This is a genomic window from Sphingopyxis terrae subsp. terrae NBRC 15098, assembly GCF_001610975.1.
GTDB lineage: Bacteria > Pseudomonadota > Alphaproteobacteria > Sphingomonadales > Sphingomonadaceae > Sphingopyxis > Sphingopyxis terrae_A.
Genome location: NZ_CP013342.1, coordinates 146,934 through 168,974, shown reverse-complemented (window position 1 = coordinate 168,974; position 22,041 = coordinate 146,934). Strand labels below are relative to the sequence as shown.

The following is a 22,041-nucleotide window of genomic DNA, read 5'->3' as shown; positions in this document are numbered from 1 at the left end:
TGTTTTATCCCAGTATTTCTTGTCGCATAGTCTAGGGTCAGGACTCATTGATCAGAGCCAGAAGATGACGGTTGCGGCGAGTGCGACGGCGGAGAAGAAGGCCTTCGGGCAGCGATCGTAGCGTGTTGCGACCCGCCTCCAGTCTTTGAGGCGGCCGAACATGATCTCGATGCGGTTACGGCGTTTGTAGCGGCGTTTGTCGTACTTTACGGTCGTGTTCCGGATTTTTCAGCCCGGGATGCAGGGCGTGATACCCTTCTCCTGCAGGGCGTCGCGGAACCAGTCGGCATCATAGCCTCGGTCGGCCAGCATCCATTGCGCGTTGGGCAGACTGTCGAGCAAAGCGGCCGCGCCAGTGTAGTCGCTGACCGGTCCGGCGGTCAGGAAGAAGCTGATTGGACGACCATTCGCATCACTCACGGCATGAAGCTTGGTGTTCATGCCGCCTTTCGTCCGGCCGATCAGGCGTCCTGGACCCCCTTTTTTACCCGCAGGCTCGACGCCGTGCGGTGCGCTTTAAGATAGGTCGCGTCGATCATGATCGTCTTGCGCTCGGGAGCCTGAGGTGTCGCCAGGCCTTCCATCATGCGGATGAAGATGCCTTTGTCGCTCCACCGCTTCCAGCGATTGTAGAGCGTCTTCGCCGGGCCGTATTCCCTCGGCGCATCGCGCCACCTCAGCCCATTGCGGTTGACGAAGATGATCCCGCTCAAAACGCGCCGATCATCAACGCGCTCGCGGCCATGGCTCTTGGGAAAATAGGGCTGAAGCCGAGCCATCTGCTCGTCCGTCAGCCAGAATAAATCGCTCAAATTCAGGCTCCTTCGCAGCCGCCTGAATCACAGCCATCACCGCAAATCAATGGGTCCTGACCCTAGGGCACGCCATTGCAGTCTACTTTGGCACGTCAATCGGGCGAATAATTGGGTTCTCGAACTTAGGTAGCTCGCCTGTAGCTACCATTTTTGTAAGAATGGAATTTGCTGTTTCTCTGACTTCTCCTCGCGTTGCCGCCAACGCACTGAAGAGAATAATCTCGACGAAGTGAAAAAGGTAATCCGAATCTTTCACGCTGCTCGTCGCCCATTCAAGTATTAGGCCATATTCCATGTTTGCCATGTGGCGGGTCAGATGATCGATATTCACCCAATCGTGAAGCCCACCCTTGGCACGAACATCTTCCAACCACTCTCGCGTATTGCCAACCGCCATTTCCTGTAGCAACGAGCGCAAGTATGGATTTGTACTAGGCGAGAAGTAGATTGTGGCCACTGCCTGTGCGTAATTTCGCGCCTTCAGATTTCCTCGATTAAGCACTATGGCGCGATCCAACAAACCCTCAAGCGTTCTGTCTGAAGTCCTGAATTGGACATTCTGTCGAACCGCATCGTACACCTCTCGAATGGCGCAACCGATCAAGCGATCACGATCTCCAAAGGCATTATAGAGAGTCTTGGGCGCGACGTTCGCCCTCTTGCTGATCTCGCGCATGCTGAAGCCTTCCAACCCCTCCTCATTGACGAGCTTCCGAACTTCATAAAGGATCCGCTGACGCCGTTCAGCCATCGTGACGCTATCATATGTTGTTTTTATTTTTAGCACCTATTATTGTTCCCAATATTTATCATATCCAATATTAGAACAAACACTTAAATACAGCTGCGCTTCGCAGCAAATTAAATTTTTTCTAGGATCGCAACTGCAGCAAGTCCTGGAGCCCCATATACTTGCGAATAAGCAAGTCTGGCGTTTTCGACCTGCCTGTTTTCGGCCTTCCCGCGTAACTGCAGAACATTTTCATAAACCTGACGCAAGCCGGAGGCGCCAATCGGTTCCCCACAGGCAATACATCCACCGTCCGTATTGATTGGCAGTTGCCCGCCAAGAGCGGTTAGTCCGTCGGCAAGCCATTGTTCCTGATCGCCATCACGGCAGAAGCCGTTTTCCGCCATATGCATGATTTCAGCGCCGCTTTCGGTATCCTGTAACTGGGCAACATCAATGTCTTTCGGACCGAGACCCGCCTTATCAAAGGCGGCGCGAGCTGCAAGCATTGTCGGCGTTTCGCCCCTCTCGACAGAAAGAGAAGGAGAAAACACTTCAAAGCTGTTTTCTGGCCTTGTTTTTACCGCTGCCGACCTCAACCTGACCTGCGTCCGTCCCAATTCGCGAGCCTTTTTCTCGGAAGCAAGGATCAGCGCCACGCCGCCCTCCGAGGGGCTGCAGAACATATATTGTGTTAGAGGATCGCTTATCATGCGGGAAGCCAGGATTGCGCCCTGGTCCATCGCCGCGCGCCGCCAGGCGTGGGGAGTGCGCGAACCGTTCTCGAATGCCTTGGACGCGACCCGGGCGAGCGTCCGAGCCGAAATACCATGATCGTGCATATAGCGCTGAATCTTCAGGGCGAAGAACTGGGTCGTCAACATAAGGCCGGTATCGCCGTACCATTGTGGGAGCCCATATTTCTCTGGATCGGGATTGAAGGAGCCGCGAGGATGCTTATCAAACCCTACCGCCAAAGCCGTGTCAAACTCACCGGCCTTGATCGCCCAGTACGCAGACAGCACGGCAGAACCACCGGTTGCGCAGCCATTCGCTACATTTATGAACTGAATTCCCGTGAGACCCATTCGCGGCATCAAGGCATCGGCATTCCCCGAGGCTGACGATCCCCCGAATGCTGCTTCGACATTCGACCACTCCAGTCCGCAGTCGTTCAACGCTAACTTTGTGGCATCGACACCTAGGCCGTGTTGACAAAAGGGATTCCCAAATCCTCCTCCTTCTGATTCAAGACTGCTTTTTGAGGATCAGTCATGGGTCGCGGGGATTTGTCGGATGCGGAGTGGGACCTGATTGGGCCGCTGCTGCCGCCTGAACGTGGTCGCTGGGCGCGGCCGTCGGGCGATAATCGTCGCTTTCTCAACGGCATGCTTCACGTGCTGCGGGTCGGCTGCCCTTGGCGCGACATGCACGAGCGCTACGGCAAGTGGAACTCGGTCTATGTCCGCTTCCGGCGCTGGGCCGAACAGGGTGTCTGGGATGCCCTGCTGCAAACGCTGGTCGATCTGGGTCTGACCGACGACTGGCAACATATGATCGACAGCACCAGCGTTCGCGGCCATGTTTCGGCAGCGGGCGGAAAAGGGGGGCTTGTGCGAACGCTCTTGGTCGATCACGCGGCGGCTTTACGAGCAAAATCCACGCCCGCTGCGACAATCAAGGACTGCCTGTCGGCTTCATCCTGACCGGCGGCGAGGCTTCTGATTACACCGCTGCCGAACCGCTGATGGCGATCCCCGTCGCCACACCCAAGGCGCTGCTCGCGGACAAGGGCTATGATGGTGATCGCTTCCGGGAAAGCCTGCTGACCCGGGGCATCCTGCCGATCATCCCGCCCCGCTCGAACCGCAAGGTGCCAGAGCATCCCGACTATCGCCGTTACAAGGACCGCAACCGCGTCGAGCGCATGTTCGGAAAGCTCAAACAGCAACGACGCATCGCCACTCGATATGACAAAACCCTTCTCTCGTTCGAGAGCTTCCTAAACCTCGCCGCCACGCGGCTATGGCTGAAGTCTTTTGTCAACGCGGCCTAGAAGTCCATCGTGGCGAGATTCTTGGTGTCGTCGGAGGGTCCGGTAGTGGAAAATCCGTCCTGATGAACACCATTTTGGGCCTGATTGCGCCTAGCCATGGGACAATCGAAATCTTTCAGAAAAAAATTGGGAGTCGCTTTGATCGTACGGAAATTGATCACCGAATTGGCGTCATGTTTCAAAATGGCGCGCTTTTTTCTTCTCTTAGTGTGCAAGAAAATGTCGAGGCTCCTCTCATCGAACATACCCGTCTTAGAGAGCCGTGGCTCGAGGCCGTGGCTCTGATGAAAATCGGCCTTGTCGGACTCGATGCCGAGGTGGGCCGGCAAATGCCCGCTGAACTTTCAGGCGGAATGCGAAAACGTGTAAGCGTAGCGAGGGCCTTGGCGCTCGATCCAGAATTGCTGTTCCTTGACGAACCCACTTCGGGCCTCGACCCGATCGCCGCCGCCGAATTTGACCAGCTGATACGGACGCTGAGCGACACGCTGGGGCTTACTGTCGTGATGGTGACCCATGATCTCGACAGCCTGTATTCCATCAGCGACCGCGTGGCCGTGGTTGCGGATCAGAAAATTGTCGAGGTTTCGCCAATCGCGGAACTTGAGAGGTCTGACCATCCTTGGATCAGGGCGTTTTTGGGAGGGCGGGCGGAGCGCGCCAAGGAAAGGAACCGTTAATGGAACGCGACGCGAACTACGGTCTGATTGGGGGCCTGACGCTGGCTCTGCTAGCGGCGGCTTTCGGCTTCATCCTCTGGCTCGGTCAATCCCAATTCGCCCGTAATTTCGACGAGTATCGGATCATTTTCGATGGTCCCGTCCGCGGTCTTAGCGAGGGAGGCGAGGTGCAGTTCAACGGAATTCCGGTGGGAGAAATCACGCGTATTAGTCTTGATCCCAGAAATCCAAACAGGGTGCTTGCAGGGGTGCGCCTGCGCGAGGATACGCCTGTGCGCGTCGATTCTACCGCCGCGACGGAGTCGCAAGGCATAACCGGCGGAAGCTACATCCAGATCAGTGCGGGGACGCCCTCTAAGCCGTTGTTGAAGGAGGTTTCCAAGGAAACGCTCCCAGTGATTAAGGCGGAAAAAAGTTCGCTACAATCCCTGATGGATGGAGGTGGCGCATTGTTGGCGGACGCTTCGCAGGCCCTGGAAAGGGTCAACCGGACCTTGTCCGACGAGAATATCGAAAATGTTTCGGCTGCTATTGCGGATGTAAGAGCTACCACGGCGGAATTGCGATCTAGTCGCGGAATGTTCAGCAAGGCTGAACAAGCGTTTGCACGCCTGGACCGGGCGGCGGCCGATATCGAGGCCGCGGCCGCATCGGCGCGCACGGCGATCGATGGCGACGGTCGCAAGACGTTTGCCGATGTCTCGGCAGCTGCTCGAGATCTTCGAGAGGGGATCGCCGAGGCGAGGGTGGTCATTCACAGGCTTGATGACGCCGCGAGTGGATTGGCGGCGCCCGACGGCTCCGGGATTGCTGCAACTTTGAAATCGCTCGATAGCGCGGCGCAGGAAATCGAGCAGCTCGCCGGCCAGCTACGACGGACCCCTCGTGAAAGGAAGCTCCCCCAATGAAAACGATCTCTGCAAGAATGTTTTTGCTGACGGGCGCGCTAATTTGCCTTTCTGGTTGCGGGAATATTCTGGGAACTGGCGGCAAATCGACGTTGTACCGGATCAGCAGCACGCCCGTACCGGAGCGTGAAATTGCACGACAGTGGATTCCGGTGTATATTACGCGACCGACGCTTCCGCCTGGGGCCGATGGAGACAGGATCCTCACGATCGAGAATCGCGAAGTCACGTAGCTGGCCAAAGCACGGTGGATGAGGCCTGCGCCCGAGATGATCCGCGAGGCTATTGCCGGAAGCGTAGCGCGCAAAATCGATCACGCATATATCCCTGTCCAGAGCGTGGCTTCCGATCATTACGTCCTATCCGCACGGCTTTCTTCTTTTGCAGCCTATTACGAGCAGGGGCCCGACGCGGCCCCGATCATTCGCATCGCCGCGCAAGTGGAACTAAGCCGATCCAAAGAATCGGAACCACTGGCAGTCACGCGCATCGTCCTTGATAGGACAGCAAGCGCAAACAGCGTTTCGAGTATCGTCGAAGCCTTTGATCGCGCGAGCCTTGAAATGGCCGACAAAATCGCGAGTTGGACGGCTGCGGTGATCAATTAGCGGGTAGCCAATGGAAACTTAGGTGTTTAGTCCCAGCATGTGATGGTGTGGCTCCAAATTGAAGATATCCGGCTTGGATTTCCAGAGTTCTTCGATGGCCTCATAGGGTGTCTTGAAGCGCAGTGCCTTCAACTGCTTGGCAAAGTTGTAAGCGACCAACCAGTCGCGGACATGGCGGCGCAGCTCGTTGATCGACGTGTAATGGAAAGATTTGACGGTGGCCTCCTTGATGGTGCGCACCATCCTTTCGGCCTGACCGTTGGTCCATGGGTGATAGGGTTTGGTGAGGCGTAACCGGTGTTTTCAGGCTACGACGGTCCATGGCATGAGATCACCGACGCTGTTGGCGGGATAACCGTTGGCGAGGCTGGTGAGGGTTTCGGTCAGCCATTGGTGGGGGTTGATGGTGCTGAGCTTGCAACATTCGATGAGCGTGGCGATCACCGCCCAGTTGTCGCCGCCCTCGTCGGAACCGGCAAACAGGGCATTTTTGCGATTGCGAGCCAGCGGCCTGATCGATCGTTCGACGGTATTGGAGTCGAGGTCGATGCGACCGTCATCGATGAAGCGTGAGAGGCCGTCCCAGCGGGTGAGTGCGTAGCGGATCGCTTCGCCGAGCTTGCTCTTGGCGCTGACCTGGCGGCCACGGGCGGCAAGATATTGGTGAAGATCGTCGATGATGACGCGGCTGCGTCCGGCCCGAGCGGCACGACGCTGCTCGGCCGAGAGGCCGCGCACATCGTCCTCGATGGCGTAAAGCAAGGCGATGCGGCGCAGCACCTCGGTAGCGACCGGGGATGTATCAGCCAGTTCGTAGAATTTGCGACGCACATGCGCCCAGCAGAAAGCGAGCCTGATCTGCTGGCGCCGCCGGGGGAGCGCGGCGTAGCCGCCATAGCCATCGACCTGTAGGATGCCCGCAAAATCACCAAGATGGAACTGGGGACGCTCGGCCTTGCGATCTGGCGCATAGACATAGGCGACGATCGGCGGATCGCAGCCGCCCCATGGTCGGTCGTCGCGGGCATAGGCCCAGAGCTGGCCGGTCTTGGTCCGCCCGCGTCCGGGATCGAGCACCGGGGCGGTCGTCTCGTCGGCGAACAGCCGCTCGGATCGTCGTAGCTCGTCGAGAATGTGGTCACGCAAGGGGCGCAGATACCAGGCCGCTCGCCCGACCCAGTCGGCCAAAGTGGATCGGTCGAGCCGGATGCCCTGCCGGGCGTATATCTGGGCCTGCCGGTAAAGCGGCAGGTGATCGGCATACTTGGATACCAGCACCTGGGCGATCAGTGCCTCGGTCGGAATGCCGCCCTCAATGATCCGCGCCGGCGCCGGCGGCTGCACGATCGCGCTCTCGCACGAACGGCAGCCATAACGCGGCCGCCGGGTGACCACGACGCGGAAGGTGGTCGGCACCACATCGAGGCGCTCGGCGACATCCTCGCCGACCTGGTGGAGGGCGCCGCCGCAGCAGGGGCAAGCATTGCTCTCGACGTCAACGATCTGTTCGATCCGCTCGAGATGCGCGGGCAGCGAACCGCGGTTGGTCTTGCGCACAGGATCACTGCGAGGCCGTCCGGCCTTCGCTTCGCTGGCGGCCTCGGCTTCCGCGAGCGCCGTCTCGGCATCCTCAAGGCCCAGCTGCAACTGATCCTGATCGAGCTGCTCGGAACGGCGGCCGAACCGATGACGCCGAAAAGCCTCGATGATCGCCCTCAGGCGTTCGGCTTCCGCGTCGGCACTCTCGAGCTTGCGGGCCTGTTCGAGGACGAGCGCGCGTAACGCGTCAACATCGTCCGGCAGGTCCGCTTCCATGAGCATGGGAGCAGTGAATCAGTCTGGGAACGCCCCGTCAACAGGCAATCTGCGGGGCCTGCGGGCGGCGCCCGCCATGCACCCGGCGCCAATCCAGACCCTCCAGAAGCGCGCCGAGTTGCGCTGAGGTCACACGCATCACGCCGTCCTGGATGCCCGGCCACCGGAAGCCGCCGGACTCCAGCTTCTTGGCCATCAGGCACAGGCCAGTGCCGTCCCACCAGACCAGCTTGATCCGGTCAGCACGCTTTGCCCGGAACACGTAGATCACGCCTGAATATGGGTCGCCGCCATACTCGGCGCCGACCAGCGCGGCCAGGGCGTCAGGTCCCTTGCGAAAATCCACCGGACGCGTCGCCACCATCACGCGCGCGCCAGCGCCAGGTCCGATCATCGCGTTGCCTTGAGTGCTTCAATCACCGCTGCGATCACAGCCGCATCGGCCCCGCGTCCGATCTTCACCGCCACGCCGTCAATCTCCAGCTCGACAGCACTGACTGTGGGACGCCGACGGCGACGGCCGCGCCTGGCGACAGGGGCTGGATCACCCGAAGGGAGCGGTTCGATCACCGCCGGCACGAACGCAGGCGTCGCTGGAAGCGTCAGCCCTTGGTCCTCCAGCTTCTTGCGCAGATCCCGGCGCCAAGCGAATAGTTGCGACGGAGCAAGCCCATGACGGCGCGCCACCGCGCAGGCCGTCTCCTGACCCGAATAGCTCTCCGCGACGATCGACGCCTTTACCTCAGGCGACCACTCCCGACGCTGGCCCGCACCTGTGAAAACCTCAAAACGCCGAACCACGCTGGTGCCAGCATCATCACATGTCATCATCATAGCATCAGCATCCTCCAGCCTGATCGGGCTAGCGAAAATCGACGCCACGCTTCACTCCCGCAAGGTGGCAGGGAAACACCGGTTACGGTGAGGCGATGCTCGATGCCGTTCTGCTCGCAGACACGGCCGAAGATATGGCCGATCCATCCCAGTGTGCCGCCCTGGTCACGCTGCACGAACTGCACGCCGTTGTCGGTCAGGATGGTGTGGATCCTGTAGGGAACCGTCTTGATCAGCACGCGCAGGAAGGCTGCCGCGGCGAGCTTGGTCGCCCGTCGATAGATGCGGGCGAACACCAGCTTCGAGGTGCGGTCCACCGCGACATAGAGGAATCCTTTGCCGCCTTCGTAGCGCAGTTCGGCGATATCGATGTGGAAATAGCCGATCTCGTACTTCTTGAACTTCTTCGGCTTCTCGCGATCCGCCTTCGGCAATCGGCTGATCCCGTGCCGCTGCAGGCAGCGGTGAAGCGACGAGCGCGTCAGGTTCGGGATCACGTCCTTCAACGCGATGAAGACGTCATCGAGCGGCAGCCGGGCCTGCACCCTGAGCGCCACGATCGCGGCTTCTTCCATCGGCGACAGCACGGTGCTGCGCCGTTCCTTCGGCCCCACCGGCATGTCCTCGACCGACGGCCGGCTGCGCCACTTGATCACCGTCTTCTCGTTGATCCCGTACCGCTTCGCGAGCTGCGCGACCGGAGCTTGCGATCGCTGTAGCTCCGCTCGAACGGCGTGCGTGGTCTTGGCGCTGCCGTGTAGAAGCTGGCCCATAATCCCTCCCGCTGTGACGATGACAAGCTTACACCATCACATGCTGGGACTAAACACCTAGTCGTGACAACTGCCCAGCCCGAGATGAAGCGGGAATGTTATGGATGGCTCCCCTTCTGGGAGGGGCGGCAGCCGTACACAAATAGATCCACAGCTTGCCTCATTCGGGCTGAAGAGGTTTCATTGTGACTGGTCACTCCCACTCCAAGAGCGGCCCGACGAAAAGGTGACAAAATGACGCTGGATATAAACTGCTCCGCAGCAAAATTCGCGTCTGACACCCTGATTTCTCCCCTCTCCTCGGCTTTGCGCAAAACCTCTGCCACCAATCTCGTCGTGCGTCCTACGCCGAATTCGTAAAGGTTTCGCGCTAAAGCGGGAAAACGTGCAGCCTCAGCCATTACAACGCGTTCCAACGCGACATGAATGTCGGTAAGCATCCAGGATAGCAGTTCATCGGACAGCTCTTCAAGCTCGGGCCGAACGTCGCCATGTTCGGGAACGTGCTGTTCGAGGAAGGAGAGCCGATCCTCGATTTCCCTGAGTATTACCGCCTCGAAAAGCAGCTTTTTGCTCCCGTAACGGGCGTACAAAGTGCGCTTGGAGATGCCTGCTTTTGCAGCAATCCGTTCCGCCGTTGAACGACCGAATCCGTCGGCAAAGAAGACATCGCGGGCGACACGGAGAATTTTCCTCGAAAGTGCTTGCGAGGCTTGTCGAGTAGGCCTCCCTGTTCGTCCGGAAGCTTGTTCTTTGGTTTTTTGGGTCGACGTCATGCCTCATCTTGGCCATACCTTGTCCGCGCTGCAAGCGTAGAGCGCTTTGCATTGTATAGCCCGCCCCCGCGAGATTGCCCGGGCTTATGCAAGACCCACGAGGCCCGCTGAACTTTGCCTGCCTGAAAGGATCGCTGCCGTTCGCAGGGAATGGACGCAGTGTGATCTCATCTAGGCGAGTTGGTTACGATACGCTTCGCGTAAGGCCTTTTTGTCGATCTTTCCCGTTGCAGTGAGCGGTACTGTCGCGAACAGGATGTCGTCCGGCAGCCACCAACGAACAACCTTCGTCTCCAGATGCGCGCGAATTGCGTCGGCTGTGACGGCTTGACCTTCATGCGTTTCAATCACGAGAAGGGGTCGCTCTTCCCATTTTGGATGATATACGCCAACGACCGCGGCGACCCGGACGCCGGGGTACCCAACCGCCGCATTCTCGATATCAATCGAGCTGATCCATTCGCCCCCGGACTTGATCACGTCTTTCGCGCGGTCGGTCAGCCGGAGAAAGCCGAAGCGATCGATCGTACCTATGTCCCCGGTGTCGAACCAGCCATCGCTCCCGGCGCCCTCAAAATCGGGGAAATAGCGATCGACGACCCACGGTCCGCGGACCTGGAGCGCACCCGCCTGCTCACCGTCCCAGGGGAGCGGCGTGCCATCGCCGTCGATAATGCGCAGTTCGATGCCAAATTGCATGCGACCCTGCTTCGTCAGCAGGAGATCGTTCGCGAAATCCTCGCCTTCGGCCATCAGGAGCGGGGAGGGCGTCGAAATCACGCCGAGAGGATTGGTTTCGGTCATGCCCCAGAGCTGGAGCACAGTGACACCATATTTGGCGCGGAATGTCTCGGCCATCGCCCGCGGGACGGCCGAGCCGCCAATCACGAGGCGCTTGAGATTGCCGACCCCCGTCCCCGTGGTGTCGAGATGAGCGAGGTACATGGTCCAGATCGTGGGCACACCGCCCGAAAAGGTGACGCCCTCTTCGTTGATCAGATCGGCGAGACTGGCACCGTCCATCCTGTCGCAAGGAAGCACTAGCTTGCAGCCGTTAATCGCTGCCGTGAACGGAAGTCCCCATGCCGTCGCATGATACATGGACGAGCAGGGCATGATGACATCAAAAGCGCTGAACCCGAAGGCACTGCTCAGACCGGCCGCCATCCCGTGGAGAACGATTGATCGGTGGCTGTATAGGACGCCCTTGGGGTCGCCCGTCGTCCCCGAAGTGTAGCAAAGAAATGCGGCTGCCTTTTCATCGAAGCTCGGCCAGGTGAGGGCCCCGTCCTGGCGTGCCAGCAACGCTTCATAGTTCAACGCGTCAGCAACATCTGGCGCGGTCGCTCCGCGATCCGCGAGAAGGACATAACGCTCGATACCTGGAAGGAGAGGGCGCAGCCGTGCGACGAGCTCGGCTAGATTGGGCTCGAAGAAGAGAATGCGGCTGCCTGCATGAGCGATAGTAAAGGCGATTTGCTCGTCGCTGAGACGCGGGTTGGCAGTGTGCAATACAGCGCCCATGCCCGGCGCCGCATAGAAGAGTTCGAGGTGGCGGTGCGTGTTCCAGGCGAGCGACGAGACGCGGTCGCCCGTTGCAATCCCGAGGACACCAAGGGCCTGCGCAGCCTGACGCGCACGCTGATCGCAGCGGTGCCAGTCATACCGCCAAACCGGCTCATCGACAGCCTTCGAGACGATCTCCCTCTCGCCGTGCGCGCGCGCGGCATATTCCAATATTCCGCTGATCAGCAGCGGCGCGTCCTGCATCAATCCCCGTAACATGCTGCATCCTTCTTCGCCCCACTGCGGCGTCGCGTGCAAGGTTCCGCCCCTCGGGTATGATTGCCGCGCGGGCTGTCAATAACCGTCATCATTTTGGTCCAGCGGCAAACTCCACGTGCCGCGTTTCCATTCGGCCAGCAATTCTCAATGATCATATTGCAGCGGCACGGCCTAGGTTCGATCGGCCCCGACATGTTTTCGGCCGCGTTTCAAATTAGTCACTCGCCGCTTTCAGCAACAGTGACAGGAACCGCCAATCGGACCAATCGCCTTTTTCCCCCGCCGCCAAAGCCGCCAGATCGAGTTTCGCCTGCCTAACGATTGTAAGCCGAAGCGACGGAATGATATAGAGGCGTTGATCGCCCGCGCCGGCGGCGACGACCATATCCGCCGGGAGTTCGTTGGCATGACTGGTGATATCGGTGGACCGGGTAACAATATCGACAGCCGGCGTGCTACGGGGCAACCACCAGGTGAGACCGTAGGCCGGATTGGCCTGGCTACCCTTGAACAGCTCGGCGAACGCCAGTTCATCGACAAGCGGCTTGCCGTCGAGCTTCCCACCGCCGCGGACGAACTCGCCGATCTTCGCCCACTCGGACGCTGCCAGCACGAGGCCCTGCGGCATGAGCGGTGCGCCATCGGGGCCGCTGCGCCAACTGCCTATGGTAACCCCAAGCGGAGTGAGAATGCGCCGCTCCACATAATGGCGAGCGTTGCCGTCTTGGCCCTTGGCAACGAGCTTGCGCCGCATGATCTCTCCAAAGATTTGCATCGGGGCGGGACCATATTGGAATTTGCTGCCCGGCGCCGCCGTGAGCGGTGCCTTCACCGAGTCCAGATACCCTTGGGCCCTGCCGACGGTCGATGCCTGGCCGCCCGTCATCGACAGCAATTGCCGAAGCGTGATCTGTTCCTTTTTGGGGTCGCCCCTCCATTCAGCGAGTGTCTCCGATGCCCGCTCGTCGAGGGTTAGAAGTCCATCCTGTGCGCCCGCCGCCGCCATCAGCCCGACAAGGCTCTTGGTGCCCGACCAGAGTTCCTGCGGCGTCGCGATGTCTGCCGATCGGCAGCGCACTTTGCCATCTTCAAGTATCAGCAGCGCAACGCCGGAATTAGCCTCAGAATAGGCGATCGCTTCGGCACAGCCGGGAAGAGGGGCGGGTTCGCCTGCCGCGGCTGGCTGTGCCGCAACCGCGGCTGCGAAAAAGAGGATGGTGCGCTTCAAGATCCGACTCCGATTTTCCGATGCTTGTCATTCTCCATATTATCGATAATAAATTCATTCGCAATCATCGATTGCTCGTGTGCGCTGCCCGATTAGGATGGCGCCGCGAGCAGGGAAAGCCGAACGGAGAGACATGGCCGCGACGAAGACCGACGACGACAGCGCGCCGACGCAGGACCGCGTGATCGCGCGCCTTTTGACCGACGACATCGTCGAATGGCGGATTCCGCCCGGATCGTGGCTGCGCGAGCGCGAAATCGCCGCGCGCTTCGGAGTGAGCCATGCGCCGGTGCGCGAGGCGTTCCGGCATCTCGCGCGGATCGGGCTTGTCAAGGTCGTGCCGTGGCGCGGCACCTATGTGATCGATATCGACGAGCATGCTGCGAACGAGGTCTATGAACTGTGGAAATCGCTGTTCGGCGTCGTTTGTCGCCTTGCGGCCGCCGAAATGACCGACCGCGACGGGCGCGAACTGATGCACCGGCTTGTCGAATATAAGGATGTCACCCAGCGCACCGACAATACGTTCGAGCATATCAAGGTCTCGAACCGCATCGGTCGCTTTATCGCCAAACGCAGCAATGCGCCGCTCGCGCTCGAGCTCCTCGATCGGGTCGCGCTGCTCGCGCGCTGGCAGCACAATGTCTATACTGACAGCTATATCGAGACGCATGGCAACGAGGCGGCGAAGCGATCGGCCATCCTCTACGACGCGCTTTGCCGCCATATCGTCGCGCGCGATGGCGATGCCGCCGATGCGGTGGCGCGCGATCTGATCGGGGTTACTCAGAATAGTTTTGGGCGCGCACTCGAGGAATATAAGGCCCGCCACGCAAAGCCTAAGCCCAGCCGCCGCCGCGCAAAAGTGACATGAGCCGTCTCCCGACCGACCGCCGCACCTTGCTTAAGGCGGGCCTCGCGGCGCCGATCGCATTGCAGGTTGACTCCGCTGCCGCTGTATCCCTGGATTTGACCATGTTCGGCCCCGGACGCCTCTTCGCCGACGTCCAAAGCTATGCCGAGGCCGGCAACAAGCAGTCGGGCGGCGCGGGCGATCGCTGGACCGCCGACTGGACAGCGAAGCGGCTGTTCAGTGCCGGATTCGAAGTGGATCGCCAGACGTTTGACGTGCCTTGGTTCGAGGCGTCGCATTGCGAACTTACGCTCGGCGACCACACGATACCGCTCGTCGCACAGCCGCTCGCCGTCGAAACCGGCGAGGCCGGTCTCGCTGCGCCGCTGCGCCTCGCAGAAATCCCTGAACGCCTCGACGGCGCGATCGCCGTCGTGCGCCTGCCTTTCCGCCGCTGGTCGAGCCTCGTAGATCGTGCAGTGCGCGAGCCGCTCGCCGATGCGCTTGCGCGCGGTGCGAACGGGGTCATTCTCATTACGACTGGGCCGACGGGCGAGGCCTTGCTCCTCAATGTCCCGGCCGGTCATCCTGTATCGGACAAGCCACTTGCCTTGCTCGCGCCGCGACTCGCCGCCCCGGTGATTGAAGCCGCGCGCCACGGTGCCGCGGCGAAATTAGCGCTTCGCGGGCGCGGTGGGATTCGGGCAGCGCAGAATATAATCGGGCGACGCGTTCGCTCCGGTCGCCCTTGGCTCGTCGTCTCTACGCCGCGTTCAGGCTGGACCGATTGCGCCGGCGAGCGGGGGCCGGGTATCGCGATGTGGCTCGCGCTTGCCGACTGGATGCCCCGAGCGTTTCCGCAACACAGCCTGCTCTTCCTGTGCAACAGCGGGCATGAATATGAGAATCTCGGTGCGAGCCATATCGCCGACAAGGTGGGTCCAGCCCCCGGCGAGACCGCTTTCTGGTTTCATCTCGGCGCCAATGCGGCAGCACGTGACTATCAGGAAATGCCGGGGCGCTTGCTGCCGCTGCCAAGCGCCGATCCCTATCGTTTTCTCATGACATCGCCCGAATTCGTGACGTGTGCGCGCGAGATATTCAAAGGCCAGCCGGGGTTGGAAATGGCCTATCCTTCGGCGGAAGGCACAGCGGGCGAACTCTCGGAAGTGATAAAGGCCGGCTACGTGCGTCATGCCGGCATCTTTGGCGCACACCGTCATCACCACGCTGTGACCGACGATTTATCGACGGTCACACCTGACCCCCTTGCCGCTACGGCGCGGGGCGTCCGCGACCTGCTGAGCGCCGTCGTCTCTTAGACCAGCGAACCACCTGCAAAGACATTGCGCTTTCCGGCTTGACTTGCCGACGGTTTTGCACAAAATTATCGATAATAATTGCGATAACAAGATGGGGAGAGTGACCATGGGACGCAGAGCGAACCTTCTTTTCTGCACGGCCGCGATTTGGGTAGCCGTCGCTCCGCCTGCTTTCGCTCAAGACGCACCGTCCGAAGCTCTTCCGGACGCGGCTGAAGCGGATGATGACGGCGCCATAGTCGTAACGGCGCGCCGCCGCGAAGAGCGGCTGGCCGATGTGCCGACCGCGGCGTCGGTCATCGATATCACGTCGCTCACCGATCGCGGCGGCGCCACGGGCAGCGGCGAACTCCTCGCCGATCAGCCAAGCGTTCGCTTCAACAATCTGAACTCGTCCGTCACGTCGGAGATCTCGATCCGCGCTTCGTCGACCGCGCGTGCCACCAATGGCGACCCGAGCGTCGGGCTCTATCGCAACGGTGCCTATATCGCCGGCGGTCCGGTGGGCGGTCGCAACTTCACGCGGCTCGACCTGCTCGACATCGGCCGCGTCGAGGTTCTGCGCGGGACGCAGGGCGCGCTGTACGGCCGCAACGCGGTCGGCGGCGCGATCAATATCATCTCGGCCGAGCCCGAATTCGATCTCTCGGGCTGGGCGAGCGCGCGCTATGGCTTCGAGAACAACAGCTTCCAGACGCAGGGCGCGATCAATGTCCCGCTCGCCGATGGCCTGGCGATCCGCATCAGCGGCGATCTCGTCGAGCAGGACAAGGGCTTCTTCTACAATCCCGACAACGACGTCTATTTCGACCAGCAGAAGGGCCACGGACTGCGCGGCCAGATCCGGCTGAAGCGCGGGCCGGTCGACGCGATCATCACGGCCGAGACCCAGCGGCTGACCACGCCGACGATCCATTACCAGATATCCATTCCCGCGGGCACGCCAGGCTTTCCCGGCGGTTATACGCAGGATCGCTTTCGCTACCCCTGGAACACCGCGCCGCGCGCCAGCCAGGACGTGGACGGCCTTCAGGCGCTCGTCCGCGTGGATCTGGGCGGTGCCGACCTGACGTCGACAACCTCCTTTCGCAAGCGCACGTCCGAATATGATCTCGACAATGACGCGATCAGCCCCGCCGAGCTGGCGCGTGCGCGCGCCGCGGGGCAGATCGGCGCTCTCACGCCGCTCGATGCCAGCACCGCGTCCTACGTCGTCGACACGACCGACAATTTTTCGCAGGATATTCATGTCAGCGGGGCGAGCGATCGCTTCACATGGCTGGTCGGCGCCGAAATGCTGTTGCTCGACAGCGATTTCTCGGTGGCGACGACGCGCACGCCGACGCTCGCCAATCCGTCGCCGGGCAATATCGCGCCCGCGCGGCTGCATTTCGAAAGCTATGCGGCCTATGGCTCGCTCGGTTTCGACATCACCGACAGCCTCAACCTGACCGGCGAACTGCGCTATACCCGCGACAGCCGGAGCATCTCGGCGCGGCTTTACGATTTGGGGACTGGCCTGCCCACCGGCGGGCCATCGCGGATCATCGACGACAGCATCAACGCCGACAATCTCTCCTACAATGCGACCCTCTCGTACAAGCTCACGTCGAACATCCTCGCCTATGGCAAGGTCGGCAGCAGCTATCGGGCCGGCGGGTTCAACACGCGCCTCTCCGATCCGCGCGCGCCGAGTCCTGTGCAGGTGCTGTTCGGCAACGAAAACAGCACGTCTTACGAAGTCGGCATCAAGGGCAGTCCGATCCGCCGCGGCTATTTCGCAATCGCGGGCTATTACACCGAGCTTGAAGACCTGATCGCGCAGGTCGACGATGGCTGCGCGCTCACCAATCCGGCGTGCCCGATCGCCGCGGTCGCCTATCTAACCAACGCAGGCGATGCGAAAAGCTGGGGTATCGAGGCCGAATATAGCCAGGGCTTCGATCTCGGCGAAGGCAATGGCCGCCTCGCCTTGAGTGGCTCGCGGCAAGAGGGCAAGGTCAAGAGCGGCCGCTATGACGGGCTGGACCTTGCGCAGGTTCCCGACTGGCTCGCCTCGGCCAACCTCAATCTGCGCTACCCGGTCACCAAGGATGTCGCGCTGACCAGCAATGTCCTGATCAGTGGTCAATGGGGCGGCAAACAGGAGCTGACAGCGACCTCGGTCGACCTCGATGATTATGTCCTCGTCAATCTTCGGGTCGGCGTCGACTTCGGCAAGATCAGCGTCAGCGCGTTCGCGAACAACGTCTTCGACAAGGTTTATTTCGTCGCGCAGGCGCCGACGATCAACCGGTACAGCCAGCCTCGCGTCGTCGGCGTCGAAGGACGCATTTCTTTCTAGGTCGCGCTCCCGTCCGCGGCCTCCAGCCGCTGGTCGGGAAGGGTAGGAGGGCGCAATGCGGCATTTGGTGATGGCAGCACTGTTCGGTGCCGCGATGCTGACCGGATCGGTGTCTGTCGCGGCGGCGGAGACGGCCCCCGCGGCGACAATCGCGCAGGGGCGCCTTGCGGGCGCGCGCACGGGGGACGTCGAGCGCTTCCTTGATATTCCTTTCGCCGCCGCACCGGTCGGCGCTCTTCGCTGGCGGGCGCCGCAGGCACCGCCGCGCTGGCGGGGCGTCCGCGATGCCGCAAAACTCGGCCCGGCTTGTCCGCAGACGGTGCGCCCCGCACTTGTCGCGGGCGGGGTAGCCGAGCATCAGTCTGAGGATTGCCTCCAGCTGAACATCTGGCGCCCGGCGGGGGCGCGAAAGCTGCCAGTGATGGTCTGGATCCATGGCGGCGCCCATGTGGTCGGTTCGGGCACCTTCCCGGTTTTCGACGGCACCGCCTTCGCGCGGCAAGGTGTGGTTTTGGTGACGATCAACTATCGGTTGGGCGCGCTCGGTTATTTCGCCCATCCCGCGCTCAGCGCGGCCAAGCCGCGCGGCGAGGCGCTCGCCAATTACGGCCTGATGGACCAATTGGCCGCCCTGCGGTGGGTGAAGAAAAATATCGCCGCATTTGGTGGCGATCCGCGCCAGATCACCTTGTTCGGCGAATCCGCCGGGGCGATCGGAGTGACGACGATCCTTGCCCAGCCCGAAGCCAAAGGCCTGTTCGCCAAGGCGATCGTTCAGTCGGGCGTTGGTCTCCTCGATCCGCGCCCGCTTGGCGAGCAAGAAGCGCTAGGCGCGGCGTTGGCAGCGCGCGCAGGTGCGCCGCCTTCAGCATCGCTCGACGCGCTTCGCGCGCTGCCCGCCGCCGCGCTCGTTGCCGCTGGCGAGGTCCGGACGCCGGGCGCGATGACCGGCCCCATCCTCGACGGCGACCTGGTACGCGAAGCGCCTTGGCGCGTCTTTGCGCGTAGCGAGCCGATCGACGTTCCGCTCCTCGTCGGCGCGAACAGCAACGAGGCGAGCGTCATCCTTGCCATGGGCGTGCCGCCATCCGCCGCGCTCGCCTATCTAGGGCGCGACCAGGCGGCGGGCCGGGCCGCCTATGGCATGGGGCTGGCCGATGATGAACTGGCGCGCCAGGTGTTGGGCGACGCCTGGTTCGTCGCCCCGGCGCGCTGGCTCGCGGCCCGGACGGCGGGAGGGGCGCCTTCGTATCTCTATCATTTCGACTATGTCGCAGCGGCGCGGCGCGACCGCGCCAAGGGCGCCGCGCACGGGTCTGAAATCCCCTATCTGTTCGGGACGCTCGACTATTTCGCGTCGGTCGCCGGCGCCGTCGGTGACGAGGATCGCCGCTTCGGCGAAGGCATCGCCGCCTGCTGGGTTGGCTTCGCCAAGACGGGCGTTCCTGGCTGCGCACTCGTTCGCGACTGGCCGCGTTACGATGCGGCAAGCGACCGTCTCGCAAAATTTGCGCCCGAGTCTGGCGTCGTCGCCGGCTTTCGCAAGGCGCAGCTCGACCATCTGCTCAATGTTCACTTCGGGAACGGCCAGCCCAGGCCCTAGCCCGTCCGGCCGCGCTAGGCCCTCCGTTTCGACGATGTGCAACGAAGCTGGGAGAGAGAAAATGGCTGGAAGAACGAAATGGACGTGGCTTGCCGCTGGTGCGGCGATGGCTGGGGCTGCGGCCTTTGCGGCGCAGGGCGGGTTCGGGGGCAACGGCGGCGGCGAGGCGCGTCCCATGGTGCAGCTTCCGCCTGCGGCGCCCGCTGCTAAAGCGTCGACGTCGGCGGCATCGGCGCCCGCGGCCGCCAGCCTTTCGGCCACCGTCGGCGGTTATACCTATGACTGGACCGCGTTACAGTCGGCAATCGACGCTGATACCGAGGTCGATAACGGCTATTTCATCGTCGGGAATGCTTCGGATCCCGACTATCTCTTCGCTTACGAGAAGGGCAGCTTTGGTATCGATCGGGTGACCCCGCTTGCGTCGGCCTCCAAATGGTTCGCCGGCGCGCTGGGGATGCGCATGGTGCAGGCTGGCATCGCGACGCTCGACGATCCGATGCGGCCGCCGCTTGCCTTCTGGACCACGATCGGAACGAAGAAGGATGTCCAACTCAAGCATGCGCTGTCGATGACGTCGGGCTTCAATGCGAGCCCGCTCGTTGGCGGCTGTCAGCTGCTTCCGGCCATGACGCTCTACAATTGCGCGAAGAGCATCCACGATTTGCGCTATGATATTTTGCGCCCGGGCAACGCGCCCGGCGCGCAATATAGCTATGGACCGCACGGCCTTCAGGTCGCCGCTGCCTATCTGGAGGCAAAGGATATAAGCATTGCGCCCGGCACGTCACCGGCACGCCAGCGCAATTTTCACGAACTGTTCGCGCAGCATGTGACGACCCCGCTCGGGATGACGAGCACGACCTGGTATGACCCTGCGGGAAGCGCTCCCACCAACCCGTGGGTCGCGGGCGGCGCCTATTCGACGCCGCGCGACTATGCGAAACTTCTGCGTGCCTTCCTTGGCGGCAGCTTTATTACCGATATGACAAGCTTCACCCAGCAACGTACCGCAGGCTTGCCGCGCGTTTTCGTGCCGGCGAGCGCGGGCAATTGGGAATATGCGCTCGGCTCCTTTGTCGAATGCGACACGCCTTCGGCCTGCGCGACGTCCAAGATCAATTCCTCACCGGGTGCCTATGGTTGGACCGGCTGGATCGATCGCGAGACCGGCTATTACGCTTTGATCGCCACCGAAATATCGAGCGGAGGCGACCGGAAAGGCGTCGAGCTCGAACAGGTCATGCAGGATCTGATCGAGGATGCGATCGCGAATCGCACCCCGGCGCCCTGACCTGACCCAGCAGTCTAGTCACGCAGCACAGGAGAACTTGATCTCCATGCGCTGCGTGGCTGGCCTGTCGGACTAGGCAAAGTCGACGGCTCAAAGGCGAGCGGCCAAACCCGCGTGTGACCGGCAGGGAGCCGATTTGACTGAATGGCCGATGCGCGGCCGTCCGGTCGTGGGTTCGGCCTAGGGACACGTCGCCAAAAAGCGTGTCGCTGCCGCCACTGCCTCGGCTCCGAAAGCTGCTGGGCATGCATCTGGCCGCGCAGATTGGCTCGCCTCGGGCGGTTATCAGGCGACGTAGGCCCCTCTACCACTCGCCACCAAGGTTCCGTCTGCGGCTAGGATCCGGGTAGCCGCGACGCTTATCTGCCGCCCTAATTTCACCGGGCTGCCGATCGCGCGAAGCGGCCCCAGCTTGGCCGGTCGGTGAAAATCCACATGGAGGTCCGCCGTCGCCCGCGCAGCACCCCCCATCGCGATGATCGTATAGAGGCCGGTCAGATCGATCAAAGCCGATACGATGCCACCATGCGCCGCGCCGACCGTCGGATTTGAGATGATTTCGTCTCGCCAAGGCATGGAGATCACCAACTCGTTGGCGCCGACCTCAGCGATGCTGAGCCCGAGCCAGCGGTGAAAAGGGGCCAGCGCCAATAGGTCACGTAATTCCTCAAGCCCCGGGACGGCGGGGGCATTCATGATTTCATTTCCGCTTCATGGATGCCGAGCAAAAACTCTAGGATCGATTGCCCGAAAGCGTCGTTCTCGTCCCCCACCACCATATGAGTCGCATTCGCAATGTCGCTATACGCCATATGAGGGACAAGGCCCTGGAAATGCTTGACGGCTTCCAGCGAGACGAGATCGCTTGACCCGCCGCGGATCAGATGCACCGGCAAGGTCAAGCAGGCAGCGGCCGCGCTGAGCTCGGTGCGGCCATGGTCGCTGGAAACGCCGCCGCCCTGCTGCGTCACTCTTTCGATGAAGGCGGGGTCCCAGTGCCAATAGAAGCGTTCATCGTCCTTGCGGCGCAGATAGTGTGCTAGCCCGGCCGAAGCCTTCCGGCTGGGGCGATGGGGCAGATAGTCGGCAATGACCTGTGCGGCCTCTTCCACCGACGCAAAACCATCGCGCGCATGCGCCGCCATGAAACCGACCACGCGGGCGACGCCGCTCGGTTCCATCTGAGGTGTGACGTCGACCAGCGTCAGCGATCCGAAACTTCCCGGTGCGCATTTTCCCTCGGCGATGATCCCGGCCAGGCCACCAAGAGACGCGCCAATCAGCGCCGGTTTGCTCGCCGTCGCCGCAGCGATCTCGACGAGATCGGCCGCAAAATCGGAGATATCATAGGCTCCGTCGCTGGCCCATGCACTCTCGCCGTGCCCGCGCATATCGACTGCGATGGTCCGGAAACCATGGCTCGCGAGCCGGTGGGCTACCGCCCTCCATGCCCTTCGGGTCTGTCCGCCGCCGTGCGCGAGGATTACCGGTAATCCGAGTTCCGGGCCATCAACCGACGCTGCGATTTCATGGCCCGCTTTCCCGGCAAGCGTGATCGACTGATCAATCATTCCACGATCATACTATATCATATCTTACAGTAAAGGGTTTTCAGAA

18 protein-coding genes and 5 pseudogenes are annotated in these 22,041 nt (G+C 61.6%); 10 read left to right on the top strand and 13 right to left on the bottom strand.

The window, feature by feature from the left end:
* Window positions 1-51: 51 nt before the first annotated feature.
* The 3 genes and pseudogenes from AOA14_RS19030 to AOA14_RS00770 form a co-directional block, all read right to left on the bottom strand.
* Window positions 52-812 (bottom strand): annotated as a pseudogene (locus AOA14_RS19030) (IS5 family transposase).
* Between the two features lie 82 nt (window positions 813-894).
* Window positions 895-1,566 (bottom strand): TetR/AcrR family transcriptional regulator, encoded by a 672-nt coding sequence (locus AOA14_RS00775; RefSeq protein ID WP_039575427.1) that lies wholly within the window; start codon window positions 1,564-1,566, stop codon window positions 895-897.
* Between the two features lie 110 nt (window positions 1,567-1,676).
* Window positions 1,677-2,747, bottom strand: a pseudogene (locus tag AOA14_RS00770) (thiolase family protein); the annotation flags it as partial.
* Window positions 2,748-2,819: 72 nt separating this feature from the next.
* Here AOA14_RS00770 and AOA14_RS19025 point away from each other — a divergent pair.
* The 5 genes and pseudogenes from AOA14_RS19025 (at window position 2,820) to AOA14_RS00745 (ending at window position 5,797) form a co-directional block, all read left to right on the top strand.
* Window positions 2,820-3,601: pseudogene (locus AOA14_RS19025) on the top strand (IS5 family transposase).
* Window positions 3,571-4,281, top strand: a complete 711-nt coding sequence (locus AOA14_RS00755) for an ABC transporter ATP-binding protein (protein WP_062900419.1) — start codon at window positions 3,571-3,573, stop codon at window positions 4,279-4,281. The pseudogene AOA14_RS19025 and the gene AOA14_RS00755 overlap by 31 nt, the downstream one beginning before the upstream one ends.
* Window positions 4,281-5,189 carry an MlaD family protein gene (locus AOA14_RS00750; protein ID WP_054588698.1) on the top strand — a complete coding sequence of 303 codons (909 nt, stop codon included), beginning with the start codon at window positions 4,281-4,283 and terminating at the stop codon, window positions 5,187-5,189. Before AOA14_RS00755 ends, AOA14_RS00750 begins: the two co-directional genes overlap by 1 nt.
* Window positions 5,186-5,422 carry a hypothetical protein gene (locus AOA14_RS19530; RefSeq protein WP_202988350.1) on the top strand — a complete coding sequence of 79 codons (237 nt, stop codon included), beginning with the start codon at window positions 5,186-5,188 and terminating at the stop codon, window positions 5,420-5,422. Before AOA14_RS00750 ends, AOA14_RS19530 begins: the two co-directional genes overlap by 4 nt.
* A 36-nt stretch (window positions 5,423-5,458) precedes the next feature.
* A complete protein-coding gene (locus tag AOA14_RS00745) occupies window positions 5,459-5,797 on the top strand; it encodes a hypothetical protein (protein ID WP_054588697.1) in 339 nt (112 codons plus the stop codon).
* A gap of 18 nt (window positions 5,798-5,815) precedes the next feature.
* Here the strand turns inward: AOA14_RS00745 and AOA14_RS00740 are convergent.
* The 8 genes and pseudogenes from AOA14_RS00740 to AOA14_RS00705 all read right to left on the bottom strand — a co-directional run.
* A pseudogene (locus AOA14_RS00740) lies at window positions 5,816-6,088 on the bottom strand (integrase core domain-containing protein); the annotation flags it as partial.
* Window positions 6,089-6,100: 12 nt separating this feature from the next.
* Complete coding sequence (gene tnpC / locus AOA14_RS00735) at window positions 6,101-7,618, bottom strand: IS66 family transposase (RefSeq protein ID WP_054588696.1); 1,518 nt, start codon at window positions 7,616-7,618, stop codon at window positions 6,101-6,103.
* A gap of 31 nt (window positions 7,619-7,649) precedes the next feature.
* Window positions 7,650-7,976: an IS66 family insertion sequence element accessory protein TnpB gene (gene tnpB, locus AOA14_RS00730; RefSeq protein ID WP_202988349.1), complete on the bottom strand. Its 327-nt coding sequence runs from the start codon at window positions 7,974-7,976 to the stop codon at window positions 7,650-7,652.
* 26 nt (window positions 7,977-8,002) lie between these two features.
* Window positions 8,003-8,446 carry an IS66-like element accessory protein TnpA gene (gene tnpA, locus AOA14_RS00725; protein WP_052208271.1) on the bottom strand — a complete coding sequence of 148 codons (444 nt, stop codon included), beginning with the start codon at window positions 8,444-8,446 and terminating at the stop codon, window positions 8,003-8,005.
* A gap of 86 nt (window positions 8,447-8,532) precedes the next feature.
* Window positions 8,533-9,219 (bottom strand): annotated as a pseudogene (locus AOA14_RS00720) (DDE-type integrase/transposase/recombinase); the annotation flags it as partial.
* Between the two features lie 98 nt (window positions 9,220-9,317).
* Window positions 9,318-9,995 (bottom strand): TetR/AcrR family transcriptional regulator, encoded by a 678-nt coding sequence (locus AOA14_RS00715; protein WP_039575391.1) that lies wholly within the window; start codon window positions 9,993-9,995, stop codon window positions 9,318-9,320.
* 171 nt (window positions 9,996-10,166) lie between these two features.
* Window positions 10,167-11,780, bottom strand: a complete 1,614-nt coding sequence (locus AOA14_RS00710; RefSeq protein WP_137865749.1) for a long-chain fatty acid--CoA ligase — start codon at window positions 11,778-11,780, stop codon at window positions 10,167-10,169.
* A gap of 214 nt (window positions 11,781-11,994) precedes the next feature.
* Window positions 11,995-13,008: a serine hydrolase domain-containing protein gene (locus tag AOA14_RS00705; RefSeq protein WP_052208266.1), complete on the bottom strand. Its 1,014-nt coding sequence runs from the start codon at window positions 13,006-13,008 to the stop codon at window positions 11,995-11,997.
* Between the two features lie 133 nt (window positions 13,009-13,141).
* On the opposite strand from AOA14_RS00705, the gene AOA14_RS00700 reads away from it, so the two are divergent.
* The 5 genes from AOA14_RS00700 (at window position 13,142) to AOA14_RS00680 (ending at window position 20,424) form a co-directional block, all read left to right on the top strand.
* Window positions 13,142-13,882, top strand: coding sequence for a GntR family transcriptional regulator (locus AOA14_RS00700; RefSeq protein ID WP_052208263.1), 741 nt, complete (start codon window positions 13,142-13,144; stop codon window positions 13,880-13,882).
* The gene (locus AOA14_RS00695; protein ID WP_054588695.1) at window positions 13,879-15,183 is read left to right on the top strand and encodes a hypothetical protein; all 1,305 of its coding nucleotides are present in this window, start codon (window positions 13,879-13,881) and stop codon (window positions 15,181-15,183) included. The genes AOA14_RS00700 and AOA14_RS00695 overlap by 4 nt, the downstream gene beginning before the upstream one ends.
* 106 nt (window positions 15,184-15,289) lie before the next feature.
* Entirely contained in the window at window positions 15,290-17,527 is a 2,238-nt protein-coding gene (locus AOA14_RS00690; RefSeq protein ID WP_054588694.1) for a TonB-dependent receptor, read from the top strand.
* Between the two features lie 55 nt (window positions 17,528-17,582).
* The gene (locus AOA14_RS00685; RefSeq protein ID WP_082665267.1) at window positions 17,583-19,130 is read left to right on the top strand and encodes a carboxylesterase/lipase family protein; all 1,548 of its coding nucleotides are present in this window, start codon (window positions 17,583-17,585) and stop codon (window positions 19,128-19,130) included.
* Window positions 19,131-19,191: 61 nt separating this feature from the next.
* Complete coding sequence (locus AOA14_RS00680; protein WP_202988348.1) at window positions 19,192-20,424, top strand: serine hydrolase domain-containing protein; 1,233 nt, start codon at window positions 19,192-19,194, stop codon at window positions 20,422-20,424.
* Window positions 20,425-20,709: 285 nt separating this feature from the next.
* Here the strand turns inward: AOA14_RS00680 and AOA14_RS00675 are convergent, their stop codons facing one another.
* Both AOA14_RS00675 and AOA14_RS00670 read right to left on the bottom strand, forming a co-directional pair.
* Window positions 20,710-21,120 carry a hotdog fold thioesterase gene (locus tag AOA14_RS00675; protein WP_054588691.1) on the bottom strand — a complete coding sequence of 137 codons (411 nt, stop codon included), beginning with the start codon at window positions 21,118-21,120 and terminating at the stop codon, window positions 20,710-20,712.
* Window positions 21,117-21,995, bottom strand: coding sequence for an alpha/beta fold hydrolase (locus AOA14_RS00670; protein ID WP_039575377.1), 879 nt, complete (start codon window positions 21,993-21,995; stop codon window positions 21,117-21,119). Before AOA14_RS00670 ends, AOA14_RS00675 begins: the two co-directional genes overlap by 4 nt.
* Window positions 21,996-22,041: the final 46 nt, after the last annotated feature.

What these genes read in the sequence shown, in the direction of transcription:
- AOA14_RS00775 (WP_039575427.1), bottom strand. Translation starts at nt 1,566, where the DNA reads ATGGCTGAACGGCGTCAGCGGATCCTTTATGAAGTTCGGAAGCTCGTC.
- AOA14_RS00755 (WP_062900419.1), top strand. Translation starts at nt 3,571, where the DNA reads ATGGCTGAAGTCTTTTGTCAACGCGGCCTAGAAGTCCATCGTGGCGAG.
- AOA14_RS00750 (WP_054588698.1), top strand. Translation starts at nt 4,281, where the DNA reads ATGGAACGCGACGCGAACTACGGTCTGATTGGGGGCCTGACGCTGGCT.
- AOA14_RS19530 (WP_202988350.1), top strand. Translation starts at nt 5,186, where the DNA reads ATGAAAACGATCTCTGCAAGAATGTTTTTGCTGACGGGCGCGCTAATT.
- AOA14_RS00745 (WP_054588697.1), top strand. Translation starts at nt 5,459, where the DNA reads ATGATCCGCGAGGCTATTGCCGGAAGCGTAGCGCGCAAAATCGATCAC.
- tnpC (WP_054588696.1), bottom strand. Translation starts at nt 7,618, where the DNA reads ATGCTCATGGAAGCGGACCTGCCGGACGATGTTGACGCGTTACGCGCG.
- tnpB (WP_202988349.1), bottom strand. Translation starts at nt 7,976, where the DNA reads ATGGTGGCGACGCGTCCGGTGGATTTTCGCAAGGGACCTGACGCCCTG.
- tnpA (WP_052208271.1), bottom strand. Translation starts at nt 8,446, where the DNA reads ATGATGATGACATGTGATGATGCTGGCACCAGCGTGGTTCGGCGTTTT.
- AOA14_RS00715 (WP_039575391.1), bottom strand. Translation starts at nt 9,995, where the DNA reads ATGACGTCGACCCAAAAAACCAAAGAACAAGCTTCCGGACGAACAGGG.
- AOA14_RS00710 (WP_137865749.1), bottom strand. Translation starts at nt 11,780, where the DNA reads ATGTTACGGGGATTGATGCAGGACGCGCCGCTGCTGATCAGCGGAATA.
- AOA14_RS00700 (WP_052208263.1), top strand. Translation starts at nt 13,142, where the DNA reads ATGGCCGCGACGAAGACCGACGACGACAGCGCGCCGACGCAGGACCGC.
- AOA14_RS00695 (WP_054588695.1), top strand. Translation starts at nt 13,879, where the DNA reads ATGAGCCGTCTCCCGACCGACCGCCGCACCTTGCTTAAGGCGGGCCTC.
- AOA14_RS00690 (WP_054588694.1), top strand. Translation starts at nt 15,290, where the DNA reads ATGGGACGCAGAGCGAACCTTCTTTTCTGCACGGCCGCGATTTGGGTA.
- AOA14_RS00685 (WP_082665267.1), top strand. Translation starts at nt 17,583, where the DNA reads ATGCGGCATTTGGTGATGGCAGCACTGTTCGGTGCCGCGATGCTGACC.
- AOA14_RS00680 (WP_202988348.1), top strand. Translation starts at nt 19,192, where the DNA reads ATGGCTGGAAGAACGAAATGGACGTGGCTTGCCGCTGGTGCGGCGATG.
- AOA14_RS00675 (WP_054588691.1), bottom strand. Translation starts at nt 21,120, where the DNA reads ATGAATGCCCCCGCCGTCCCGGGGCTTGAGGAATTACGTGACCTATTG.
- AOA14_RS00670 (WP_039575377.1), bottom strand. Translation starts at nt 21,995, where the DNA reads ATGATTGATCAGTCGATCACGCTTGCCGGGAAAGCGGGCCATGAAATC.